At 74.0% G+C, this 11,840-nt stretch carries 13 protein-coding genes; all 13 read left to right on the top strand.

Annotated elements, in window-relative coordinates; translation table 11 throughout:
* Positions 1-162: 162 nt before the first annotated feature.
* The 13 genes from ACIPW5_RS38040 to ACIPW5_RS38100 all read left to right on the top strand — a co-directional run bounded on the left by ACIPW5_RS38040 (position 163) and on the right by ACIPW5_RS38100 (position 11,826).
* Complete coding sequence (locus tag ACIPW5_RS38040) at positions 163-2,544, top strand: SDR family oxidoreductase (RefSeq protein WP_401255516.1); 2,382 nt, start codon at positions 163-165, stop codon at positions 2,542-2,544.
* Positions 2,545-2,731: 187 nt separating this feature from the next.
* Complete coding sequence (locus ACIPW5_RS38045; protein ID WP_401255519.1) at positions 2,732-4,183, top strand: MFS transporter; 1,452 nt, start codon at positions 2,732-2,734, stop codon at positions 4,181-4,183.
* Positions 4,184-4,194: 11 nt separating this feature from the next.
* Positions 4,195-4,557, top strand: a complete 363-nt coding sequence (locus ACIPW5_RS38050) for an acyl carrier protein (protein WP_401255521.1) — start codon at positions 4,195-4,197, stop codon at positions 4,555-4,557.
* Entirely contained in the window at positions 4,554-5,381 is an 828-nt protein-coding gene (locus tag ACIPW5_RS38055; protein ID WP_401255524.1) for a 4'-phosphopantetheinyl transferase family protein, read from the top strand. Before ACIPW5_RS38050 ends, ACIPW5_RS38055 begins: the two co-directional genes overlap by 4 nt.
* 23 nt (positions 5,382-5,404) lie before the next feature.
* Positions 5,405-6,352, top strand: coding sequence for an ACP S-malonyltransferase (locus ACIPW5_RS38060; protein WP_401255527.1), 948 nt, complete (start codon positions 5,405-5,407; stop codon positions 6,350-6,352).
* Between the two features lie 160 nt (positions 6,353-6,512).
* Positions 6,513-6,740 (top strand): acyl-CoA carboxylase subunit epsilon, encoded by a 228-nt coding sequence (locus tag ACIPW5_RS38065; protein ID WP_401255530.1) that lies wholly within the window; start codon positions 6,513-6,515, stop codon positions 6,738-6,740.
* Positions 6,741-6,901: 161 nt separating this feature from the next.
* Positions 6,902-7,399 (top strand): nuclear transport factor 2 family protein, encoded by a 498-nt coding sequence (locus ACIPW5_RS38070; RefSeq protein WP_401255533.1) that lies wholly within the window; start codon positions 6,902-6,904, stop codon positions 7,397-7,399.
* Between the two features lie 7 nt (positions 7,400-7,406).
* A complete protein-coding gene (locus ACIPW5_RS38075; protein ID WP_401255536.1) occupies positions 7,407-7,598 on the top strand; it encodes a hypothetical protein in 192 nt (63 codons plus the stop codon).
* 11 nt (positions 7,599-7,609) lie between these two features.
* On the top strand, positions 7,610-8,557 hold the full coding sequence (locus ACIPW5_RS38080; protein ID WP_401255539.1) for an alpha/beta hydrolase: 948 nt from the start codon (positions 7,610-7,612) through the stop codon (positions 8,555-8,557).
* A 336-nt stretch (positions 8,558-8,893) separates the two neighbouring features.
* Positions 8,894-9,559: a uracil phosphoribosyltransferase gene (upp, locus tag ACIPW5_RS38085; RefSeq protein WP_401255542.1), complete on the top strand. Its 666-nt coding sequence runs from the start codon at positions 8,894-8,896 to the stop codon at positions 9,557-9,559.
* Positions 9,559-10,497 (top strand): EamA family transporter, encoded by a 939-nt coding sequence (locus tag ACIPW5_RS38090; RefSeq protein WP_401255545.1) that lies wholly within the window; start codon positions 9,559-9,561, stop codon positions 10,495-10,497. The genes upp and ACIPW5_RS38090 overlap by 1 nt, the downstream gene beginning before the upstream one ends.
* A 142-nt stretch (positions 10,498-10,639) precedes the next feature.
* Positions 10,640-10,873: a tautomerase family protein gene (locus ACIPW5_RS38095; RefSeq protein WP_401255547.1), complete on the top strand. Its 234-nt coding sequence runs from the start codon at positions 10,640-10,642 to the stop codon at positions 10,871-10,873.
* Positions 10,874-10,884: 11 nt separating this feature from the next.
* Positions 10,885-11,826, top strand: a complete 942-nt coding sequence (locus ACIPW5_RS38100; RefSeq protein WP_401255550.1) for a pseudouridine-5'-phosphate glycosidase — start codon at positions 10,885-10,887, stop codon at positions 11,824-11,826.
* Positions 11,827-11,840: the final 14 nt, after the last annotated feature.

Below are 11,840 nucleotides of genomic sequence, written 5' to 3' on the forward strand. Positions count from 1 at the left end.
GTTCGGCATCACGCTCGACGACGACATCTTCAGCGACCACAGCACCCCCCGCTCCCTGGTCGAAGCCATCAACGAGAGCCTCAAGGTCGCCGTCGACGCCTGACGCGCCCGCCGCACCCGCCACCACACCCCCACCCCAGCCCACAGAAAGGGAGTACGCCCATGGCCATCGATCAGGACTCCACCGAGACCCAGGTGATCGTGGTCGGCGCGGGCCCCGTCGGACTGCTGCTCGCCGGAGAACTCCGGCTGGCGGGGGCGGACGTGGTGGTGCTCGACAGGCTCACCGCGCCCACCGCCGAATCCCGGGCGTCGTCCCTCCACGCCCGGACCGTGGAGATACTCGACAGCCGCGGCCTGCTGGAACGCCTCGGCGACGTACCGCGCGAGAACACCGGCCACTTCGGGGGCATACCCCTCGACCTCGGCCTGCCCGGCCCCTACCCGGGGCAGTGGAAGGTCGCCCAGACCCGCCTGGAGGAAGTCCTCGGGGAATGGGCGGCCGACCTCGGCGCGGACATCCGGCGCGGCCACGAGCTGACCGGGCTGACCACGACGGCGGACGGGGTGCTGGCCACCGTACGGACCGAGGACGGCGGGGAACGGGCCTTCCGGGCCCCGTACCTGGTCGGCTGCGACGGCGAGAACAGCGCCGTGCGGCGCCTGGGCGGCTTCGGCTTCCCCGGTACCGACGCCGAACGCGAACTGCTGCGGGCCGACGTCGCGGGCATCGACGTCCCGAACCGCCGCTTCGAGCGGCTGGAGGGCGGGCTGGCCATCGCGGCCCGCCGGCCCGACGGGGTGACCCGGGTGATGGTGCACGAGTTCGGGGCCCGCCCCAGGACCGCGCAGCCCACCTTCGAGGAGGTCGCCGACACCTGGAAGCGCATCACCGGAGAGGACATCGGCTCCGGTACCCCGCTGTGGGTGAACTCCTTCGGTGACGCCTCCCGGCAGGCCGCCGAGTACCGCCGGGGCCCGCTCCTGCTCGCCGGGGACGCCGCGCACCAGCAGATGCCGATCGGCGGCCAGTCCCTCAACCTCGGGCTCCAGGACGCCTTCAACCTCGGCTGGAAGCTGGGCGCCCGGGTCGCCGGACACGGCACCGAGGAACTCCTCGACGGCTACCACGCCGAACGGCACCCCGTCGGCAAGGCCGTCCAGGGCAACATCCGCACCCAGGCGCTGCTGCTGCTCGGCGGCCCCGAGGTGGACGCGGTGCGGGAGGTGTTCGCCGAGCTGACCGCCAGTGAGAACGTACGGACCCACCTGGCCGGACTGGTCTCGGGCCTCTCGGTACGCCACGCCGTCGGCGGCCCGGACGGCGACGGCGACCCCGGATCCGGCGGCAGCGGCCCCGGGCTGCTCGGCCTGCGGCTGCCGCACTGGGAGGTCACCACCGCCGAGGGCGCCACCGGCACCTTCGAACTGCTGCGTCCGGGACGGGGCCTGCTGCTCCTCCCGCCCGGCGACGAGGCCCGCCGGGCCGAGCTCGCCGAGGCGGCCGCGCCCTGGTCCGGCCGGGTCCGCACCGTGGCGGCCGCCTCCGTGGCGGCAGGCTCCCCCGCCGAGCAGGTGACCGCCGTACTGGTGCGCCCCGACGGGCACGTGGTCTGGGCCGACGGTCCGGACGCGGGCCCGCTCGCCGAGGCGCTGGGCCGCTGGTTCGGTCCCGAACGGCCCGGCGGGCCCACCGCCCGGCCGGCCGCACCGGCCGCCGCCGGGACCCCCGCCGCGGTGCTCACCGCGCACGCGGCGGCCCCCGTGCGGACCGGTGCCGGGGCGGAGCGGCTCACGGGCCGCACCGCACTGGTCACCGGGTCGAGCCGGGGCATGGGCCGGGCGGCCGCGATGCGGCTGGCGGAGGAGGGCGCGCTCGTCGCCGTCCACTACCACCAGGACGAGACGGCCGCCCACGAGGTCGTCGCCTCCGTCGAGAAGGACGGCGGCCGCGCCTTCGCCCTGCGCACCGAACTGGGCGTCGACGGGGACGCGGACACCCTGTTCACCGCCCTGGAGGCGGAGCTGCTGGACCGCACCGGCTCCACCGACCTGCACATCCTGGTCAACAACGCCGGGGTGATGGGCGGGGTACCGGCGGACGAGGTCACCCCCGAGCAGTTCGACCGGATCTTCGCGGTCAACGCCAAGGCGCCCTTCTTCCTGATCCAGCGGGCGCTGCGGAACATGCCCGACGGCGGCCGGATCATCAACATCTCCTCCGGCCTCACCCGGTTCGCCAACCCGGACGAGATCGCGTACGCGATGAGCAAGGGCGCGCTCGAACAGCTCGCGCTGCACTTCGCGAAGGCCCTCGGCCCCCGGGGCATCACCATCAACTCGGTGGCGCCCGGCATCACCCGCAACGGCAACCCGGTCTTCGACATCCCCGAGGCCGTCGAGCACATGGCGAGCCTGTCCGCCTTCAACCGGGTCGGCGAGCCGGAGGACGTCGCCGACGTGGTGGCCTTCCTCGCCACCGACGAAGCGCGCTGGATCACCGGCTCCTTCGTCGACGCCACCGGCGGCACCCTCCTCGGCTGAACCGCCGAGGACCCCGAGACCCCGCCGGCGCACATCCCACGCGCCGCGCCGGCGGCGGGCGGGTGGTCCGGGGATCCCTCCCCGGGCCGCCCGTCCCCTTCTCCGCTTCTCCCCTTCTCCCCGCCCTTCTCCTCCTCCCGCGCCGTCCCTTCCCGCTCCCCTGCCGAAAAGCGAGCGTGCACACCCGATGAACATCCAGTCCGGCGGCCGGGCCCGGGCCCGCTGGGCCCTGGTGTCCGTACTCGCCGCCAACATGCTGGTGGACGCCCTGGAGGTGTCCTCGACCCTGGTCGCCCTGCCGTCCGCCGGCAGCGGCCTGGGGCTGCCCGTCACCCGGGTCCAGTGGCTCGTCAGCGGATTCGCCGCCGGCTTCGGCGGGCTGCTGCTGTTCGGCGGGCGGCTGGTCGAGCGGCTGGGCCGGCGCCGGGTCTACCTCGCTGCGCTGCTGGTCTTCGCCGCGGCCTCGCTGGCGGGCGCGCTGACGGACAGCGCGCACCTGCTGACGGCCACCCGTGTGGTGAAAGGATTCTGTGTGGCGCTGACCGCGCCCACCGGACTCGCCATCATCCTCTCCGCCGTACCCGAGGGCGCCGAGCGCCGCCGGGCGGTGTCCCTCTACTCCTTCTTCGGCGCCGCCGGCTTCTGCTCGGGCCTGCTGCTCTCGGGCCTGCTCACCGGAGCCGGCTGGCGCTGGACCATCGCCTTCCCCGCGCCCGTGGCCCTGCTGCTGTTCGCCGCCGGGCTGCGGCTGGTCCCCCGCGACGGGGACGGGCCGCGCGACCCGCTCGGCCGGCACCCCTTCGTCGCGGGCGCCGCCCTGACCGGAGCGGTACTGCTCCTCGTGGACGCGCTCTCGCGCTGGGCCGGCCCCGGCGGGCAGCCGTGGCACGCGGCGGCCGCCCTCGCGGGGGCCGCGGCGCTGGTCGCCGTACTCGTACGGGCCGAACGCACCGCACCGCGCCCGCTGCTGCGCACCGAACTGCTGCGGCACGAGCCGCTGGTGCGCTCCGCTCTCGGGGCGGCCGCGCTCAACGGCTCGTACGCGGGCTTCCTGCTGGTGGCCGCCCTGCACCTGCGGGGAGCCGGCTGGAGCTCCTGGCAGACGGCCCTCGCCTTCCTGCCGGCCGGCGCCCCGCTCGCGCTGAGCGCCCTGCACTCGGGGCGGATCGCCGCCCGGCTGGGCCCCGCACGGGCCGTCGCCGCGGGGGCGGCCGCCGCGCCGCTGGGCTACGCCCTCTACCCGCGCGGCGGGGGCCCCGTCGGATACCCCGAGCTGCTGCCCGCCATGTCCTTCGTCGGCGTCGCCTTCGTGCTGGCCTTCACCGCCCTGCACCTCCAGGCCACCGGCACCGTCCGGCCCGCCCTCCAGCCGGAGGCCGGCGGGCTCTACCAGACCTGCGTGCAGCTGGGCGCGGCACTGACGACCGCGCTGACGTCGGCCCTGTACGCGGCCGCGGGCCGGGGCCCCGCGCTCCTGCTGGTCACCGCCGTCGGCCTGGCCGGCGCGTGCGTGGCCCTGCGCGGCCTGCTCCGCCCCTTCGACCCCTCGCTCCACACCGCCGGATCCCTCTCCCACCCGGCGGCTCCGCCCACGGACGGACGGGGTAGCCCGTCCGCCTTGACCCGGGAAGCATCATGACGACACTTCACATGTCACAGACATACGAGACAGAGAACGGCCTGGTCCACATGACCAGGCCCGACATGACGGTCCTGGCCACGGCCGGGCTCGACGAGCGCACCCGGATCCTGGAGCGGTACGTGCGCGAGGAGCTCGGCCGGATCCTCGGCATCGAGCCCCACCTCGTGGACACCACGGGCCGCCCCATGGGCTGCCTCGGGATCGGCTCGATCTCCGGGATCGAGCTCCAGTACCGGATGGAGGCGACCCTCGGCGTCGACGTGAACCTCCAGCGGCTGCTGCTCGCCAACAGCGCCCAGGAGCTCATCGACTGCCTCGCCGGCCAGCTCGGCCCCGAGGCGCACCTGCACGGGGCAGCGGTGCCGGCATGAGCACTACGACCCTGCTGCCGTCCACCCGCCCGGTGGTCAACCACCAGGACCTCGAACGGCCCGACTTCACCCTCTCCGCCGACCGGGTCGACCTCTGGCTGATCCGTCGTCCCACCGGGGCGGACGCCGAGGCCCTGGCGATCGGCGAGCTCGACGAGAAGGAGCGCAAGCGCACCGACTCCTTCATCCGCAAGTCCGACGGCCTGCTGTACGCCGCGGCCCACGTGGCGGTGCGCCGGCTGCTCGGACGTTACACGGCCACCCTGCCCCAGGACGTCCGCTTCATGCGCGAGCCCTGCCCGGGCTGCGGCGAGCCGCACGGCCGCCCCGCGCTCTCTCCCCCGCCGCCGCCGCTGCACTACTCCCTCTCGCACAGCGGGGGCGTGGCCATGGTGGGCGTCGGCACCATGCCGATCGGCGTTGACGTGGAGAAACTCCCGGGCGCCGAGACGGTCGACATCTGCTCCAAGGCCCTGCACCCGGACGAGCAGCTGGAGATCTCCGAGGCCGAGGCCGGAGAGGACCGCCGACAGCTGTTCGGGCAGATCTGGACGCGCAAGGAAGCGTTCCTCAAGGGCCTCGGTACAGGGTTGAGCCGTTCGCCCGCCGAGGACTACCTGGGCACCGACCACGGCCGCCACCCGGACGGCTGGACCATGGTCGGCGTTCCGGCCGACGCCACGCACGCCGCCGCGGTGGCGGTCGCGGGGCCGGCCCCCAAGGTGGTCGACGTCAGGTGGGTGCCCGACACCTGGCTGGCCGCGGGCAACACCGTGTGCGGCGCCGCCGCCCCCGGACCGCATGACACGGTCCTCGCCAGTTGAACCGCAAGTAAGGACGTGACCGGATGACCACCGCCTTCGTCTTCCCCGGCCAGGGCTCCGCATACGCCGGCATGGCCAAGGAGCTGCTCGCCCTGCGGCCCGACCTCGCCGACACCTACTACCGCACCGCCGACGACCTGCTCGGGATCCCGCTGGCCCGGATCTGCCTGGAGGGTTCGCCGCGGGAACTGGACGACCCGGCGGTGGCCCAGCCGGCGATCTTCCTCACCAGCATCGCCGTCCTGGAGGTGCTGCGCGGGGAAGGGCTGCGGCCGGACGCCGTGGCCGGACACAGCCTGGGCGAGTACGCGGCGCTGGTCGCCGCGGGCGTCCTGGAGTGGACCGAGGCGCTGTGGCTGGTCAGGCTCCGCGGCGAACTCGTCGCCACCGTCGGGGACCGCATCGGCAGCGCCACCGCGGCGGTCATCGGCCCGACCCGTGCGGACCTGGCGCGGATGTGCGCCGAGGCCCGGGCGGCCACCGGCCAGGTCGTCGAGGTGGCGGGGGACAACGAACCGCGCCAGACCGTGGTGTCCGGCCAGGCCGAGGCGGTGGCCCACGCCACCGACGCGGCCCGGGCGGCCGGGGCGCGGGTGGAATGGCTGCACACCGGCGGCCCGTTCCACTCCAGCCTGCTGGGCGAGGCCGAGGCGGAGTTCACCGAGACGCTGATCGCGACGGAGTTCCGCGACCCGGCCGTGCCGCTGGTCTCCGGGGTCACCGGCGGGTGGGTGGCGACCGCCGCCGAGGCCGCCGTCGCCCTGCGCGGCCAGCTCACCAGCCCGGTGCGCTGGACCGGGGCGGTCGGCACGCTCGCCGCCGCGGGCGCCGACCGGTTCGTGGAGGTGGGGCCGGGCCGGGTGCTCGGCGGGCTGGTCCGGCGGATCCTGCCGGGCGCCCGGGTCCACAGCACGCACACCCCGGAGGGGCTGGCGCTGGCCGTGGACGAGCTCACCACCGCCACGGTCTGACCCCCGCGGCCCGGCCCGTTCGTAGATCCGTGCGAGACCCGCACGGTACTGATCCGTTCCCTGGGGACCCGCGCGCCGAGGACGCGGCGTCCCCCCTGCGCGAGCACGGACCCGCCGCCGCGAGTGCGGCGGCGGGACATCACGAGACGAGGAGCAGTCTGTGGAGACGACAGTCGAGCCCGGCCAACTCATCCGCGTGGTGAAGGGGCGTCCCGACGCCGAGGAACTGGCGGCGCTCACCGCCGTGGTGCTCGCGCGGGCGGCGGCGTACGAGGGCGAGCACGGCGGCACGGCCGGCGGCGGGCCGGCCCTCGCGCGCTGGCGCCGGCCGGACCGGGTCCGGGGCTTCCTCGGCCCGCGCACCTGGCGCGAGGCCCGATCGGCCTGACCGGGCCCCGCCCGCACACCGCCCGCCCGACTCCCTCCGCCCTTCACCCCGGGGCCGGCCGCACCGGCCGGCCCCGCCAACCCCGTGCCCCGGTCGAGGAGTTCGCGGGCGGACGCTCCCGACCGCCGGGCCGTGCACCGAGTCCGCCGACTGGAGAGGCCATGCCATCGACCCATGACGACATCGCGGCACTGCGCGAGCAGGTACAGGTCCTGCGCGACCGCGCCGAGCTGCGCGAGCTGTTCGACCGTTACGTGACCGCCCTCGACACCTACGACGGCACGGGCCCGGAACACTCCCGGTACGCCTCGATCTTCACCGAGGACGCCACCTTCGCCTTCCCGATCGGCGTGTGCGCCGGGATCGAGGCCTTCGCCGCCTTCCAGCGCGAGGCCCGGGAGCGGTGGGCACGCACCCACCACTCCAGCTCCAACCACTCCGTCGTCCTCGACGGGGACCGGGCCACCCTGCGGGCCCAGCAGCTCACCACGCACGTCCACCACGCCGGCCAGGGCCCCGCCGCCCACTTCGAGGTCGGCGGGTACGCCGAGGCGCGGGCCGTGCGCACGCCGGGCGGCTGGCGGCTGAGCCACGTCGCCTTCCACGTCGTGTGGGACTCCGGCGTACGCCTGCCCGAACTCGCCGGAGTCCGGCTGTGAGAACCGGATGAACGCCGTGCAGACCGCCCTGCGGACCACCGTCCGCCGGGTCCCCGCCAGGGATCCCGCACCGGAGTCCGCACGCCCCTCACGGCCGTGCCCCGCACCGTCCCTGACCACCCTGCTGCGCCGCCGGGTCGCCTGGGGACTGGCCGCCGTCACCAGGGCCCGGCGCACCCCGCCCGCCCGGCCTTCCTGACCCTCCTGGAGATGCCCCTCATGGTCCCTGTGCCGCCCGCCGGCGCGCCCCCCGTCCGGCCCGTCACCCTCGACGCCGACGGGATCCCGCTGTCCGGTCTGCTGGCCCTGCCCGCACAGCCCGTACCCCGGGCGCTGGTGGTGGCCCTGCACGGCTCGGGGATGAGCGCGGGCTACTTCGACGGCCGGGCCCTGCCCGGGCACTCGCTGCTGGAGCTCGGCGCCGGCCTCGGGTACGCCGTACTCGCCCTGGACCGGCCCGGGTACGGGGCCTCGGCGCAGGCGCTGCCCGAGGGCCAGGACCTCGCGGGGCAGACCGCCACGGTGCTCGCGGCCCTGGAGGGCTTCGCCGAAGGGCGCGAACTGGGCGCCGGAGTCTTCCTCGTGGCCCACTCGGGCGGCGGCCGTGTCGCGCTCGCGGCTGCGGGCGCCGCCCGGGGCGGCCTCGTACCGATCGGGGTGGACGTCTCCGGCATCGGCCGGCGCTTCGCCGTGGAGGCCGGCCGGCTGCCCGGACCCGACCTGCCGGGCGAGTGGCGCCGGCACTGGGGCGCCCTGCGGTTCTACCCGCCGGACGCCTTCCGGCTCGGGCAGCGGCTGCTGCGGCCGGTCCCCGCCGCCGAGGCGCGCGAGACCCGGCGGTGGCCGGAAATGTACCCCGGCGTGGCAGCCCGAGTACGGGTGCCCGTGCGCTTCACGTTCGCGGAGCAGGAGCTGTGGTGGAGGCACGACGGGGAGGCGCTGGAGGAACTGCTGGCTCCGCTGATGGCGGCCCCCGCGGAGGTGGTCCGGCAGCCGCACGCCGGGCACAACATCAGCCTGGGCTGGGCGGCCCGCACCTACCACCTGCGGGTCCTGTCCTTCCTCGAGGAATGCCTCCTCGCCCGCGACGTGGCCGTTGGCCGGGTCGTGACGGGCTCTGACGGCGACCTGAAGAAGGTTGACGCGGATATGACATAGACCCCGTTGACCCCGTGGACGGGTACCGACGAGGGTTCTGGTGAGCATCCCGAGACGTGCAGCGAGAACCGTCACACCGGGACACGTCCACTCGGTCTCCCGGTACCCGTCGGATCGATCCGATCCGTCCGATCCATCTGAACCATCCCGAAGAGGAACGCGCATGAGCGACGTGAGCGACGTGAAGGACCTGGTGCAGGCCGGCGCCGTCACCGACGCCGAGAGATCCGACGCCTGACCTCGGTACCCGACCAAACGGTTGCGGCCCCCGCGGCCCTGCCGGGCCTCGTTCCCGGCCGCAGCCCGTCTCCACGACCGACGAGAAGCAGGTTTCTCATGGCGACCGGCCACCACAATGTCCACCCGCTGCCGCAGACGAAGCAGCTGCGGGCCATGCACACGATCGTCCGCGACCGCGGGGCCTCCCGCTCGGACTTCGTGTTCTACTCCCGGCGCATCATCCGCCTCCTCCTGGAATCGGCGCTCGACCAGCTGCCGTTCGAGAAGCACGAGGCCGTCACGCCGGTCGGTGAGACGTACGACGGACTGAAGTTCGGCACGAAACTGTGCGCCGTGCCCGTGATCCGGGCCGGCGACTCCATGCTCGACGAACTGCGCCAGGTCATCCCCGACATCACCGTCGGGAAGCTGCTCATCCAGCGCAACAAGGTCACCAAGCTCCCGCACCTGTACTACAAGAACTTCCCCGAGGACATCGCCGACCGGCACGTCCTCGCGCTGGAGCCGATGCTCGCCACCGGCGGCAGCGCCAACACGGCCATCGAAGTCCTCCTGGAGGCGGGCGTGCGCGAGGAGAACATCGTATTCGTCAACCTGCTCGCGGCGCCCGAGGGCATCGCGGCGGTCCATGCCAAGCACCCGGACGTCCGGATCGTCACCTCGTCGATCGAAGAGCGCCTCAACGAGAACGCGTTCATGATCCCGGGCATCGGCGACTTCGGCGACCGCTACTTCGGCACGACCGACTCGGCAGCCGCCTGATGAAGGGCAGCCGATCACTCGGGGACTCCGCGCTCACCGTGCTCGCGCCGGTGGTCTGGGGGTCCACGTACCTGGTCACCACGGAGTTCCTCCCCGAGGGCAGGCCCCTGCTCTCCTCGCTGCTCCGTGCCCTGCCCGCCGGCCTGATCCTGGTGCTCATCGGCCGGGTGCTGCCGAAGGGCATCTGGTGGTGGCGCGCCCTGGTACTCGGTGTGCTGAACATCGGAGCCTTCTTCTACCTGCTCTTCGTGGCCGCCTACCACCTGCCGGGCGGCGTCGCGGCGCTGGTGATGGCCATCCAGCCGATGATCGTGCTGCTGCTGGGCGCCGCACTGCTGAAGGAACGGATCAGGCGGATGCACGTGGCCGCCTGTGCCCTCGGCACGGCCGGCGTGGGCCTGCTCGTCCTCCAGCCGAACGCCGGGCTCAACGCCACCGGTGTCATCGCCGGTCTGCTGGGCGCGCTCAGCATGGCCTCCGGCATCGTCCTGACCAAGCGCTGGGGACGCCCCGAAGGGGTGGGGCTGCTGTCCTTCACGGGCTGGCAGCTCACCGTCGGCGGGCTGGTCCTGCTGCCGGTCACGCTGATCGGCGAGGGACTGCCCGGCGAGATCACCGCCGAGAACCTCTGGGGCTTCGCCTACCTCGGCATCATCGGGGCCCTGGTCGCCTACGCGATCTGGTTCCGCGGGGTGCAGCGGCTGCCCGCGCTGACCGTGTCGTTCCTGAGCTTCGGCTCGCCCCTGACGGCCACCCTGCTCGGCTGGTTCGTCCTCGACCAGTCGCTGTCGCCGCTCCAGATCCTCGGAGCGCTGACCGTGATCGCGTCGGTGGCCCTGGCCCAACCGCGGCAGCCCAAGCAGCCGGAGCCCGAGCCCGACCCGGACCCGGGGCCCGAGCGGGCCGCGGCGACCTCGCGGGAATCCGTCAAGGCCTAGCCCGACGGAGCCCCGCCCACGACTCCCCGCCCGGTCCTGCCCCCCGGAGCAGGGCGGGGAGCGGTGGTGGCACACCGCGGCCTCCCCCGTCCGCGGTGTGCCGCCCACCCTCCCGACACCGAACCGTGGAAGGACCGAGACCGTGCCCCACATCCACATCAGGCACTACCCGAGGGACTTCACGGCCGACCAGCTCAGGGCGATCGACGAGGCGGTGACAGCCGCCGTGACGCAGACCTTCGCGATCGGCGAGGACGCCGTCTCGATCTCCCTGGAGCCGGTCACACCGGAGGACTGGCAGAGCCAGGTCCTCGCCGAGCTGGCGGACCGCCCGGACCAGCAGGTCAGGCGGCCCGGTTACTTGAACGAGAGTTGAGAGACATCCCGATGAGCGCAAGCAACGGCGTCCCCGTCGTCTACACCGAGGAGGTCCGCGAGGCCCTCCACGAGGGCAAGGCCGTCGTCGCCCTGGAAAGCAACGTCATCACGCACGGACTGCCCTACCCGGACAACGCCGCCACCGCCCGCAAGGTGGAGGACGCGGTACGCTCCGGCGGCGCGGTCCCCGCGACGATCTGCATCGAGGCCGGCGCGATCCGTGTCGGGATGTCGGACGCCGACATCGAGCGCTTCGCCTCCCTGCCGGGCATCCCCAAGGTGTCCAGCCGGGACCTGCCCGTCGTGCTGGCGCAGGGCGGACCGGGTGCCACCACCGTGGCCTCCTCGGTCGTGGCGGCGGAGCTCGCGGGCATCCCGTTCTTCTCGTCCGCCGGCATCGGCGGCGTGCACCGGGGCGCCCAGGAGACCTGGGACGTGTCCTCGGACCTGATCCAGTTCACCCGCTCCAAGGTCGCCGTCGTCTGCGCGGGCGCGAAGATGATCCTCGACCTCGGCCTGACCCTGGAGTACCTGGAGACGCAGTGCGTCCCCGTCGTCGCCTACCGCTCGGACGACTTCCCCGCGTTCTACTGCCGTACGAGCGGCCACAAGGCGCCCCACCGCCTGGACGACGAGCAGGTCATCGCCCGCGCGATCGAGGCCCACTGGGCCCTCGGCAACAACAGCTCCTTCCTGATCACCACCCCGGTCCGGGAGGAGGACGCCATCGACTCCGCCGAGGTGGACACGGCCATCCGCGCCGCCGTCGCCGAGGCGGCCCGGGACGGCGTCTCGGGCCAGGCCATCACCAAGTACCTGATGCGGGCGGTCGACGCCGCCACGGACGGCCGCTCCGCCAAGGCCAACATGGCCGTCCTCGCCTCCTGTGCCGAGGCCGCCGGCCGGCTGGCCGTCGCCCACGCCGCCCACCTCGCGGAGACCGCCGCGTGAGCGACTCCGGACAG

The organism is Streptomyces sp. NPDC090077 (genome assembly GCF_044747545.1).
Classification (GTDB): domain Bacteria; phylum Actinomycetota; class Actinomycetes; order Streptomycetales; family Streptomycetaceae; genus Streptomyces.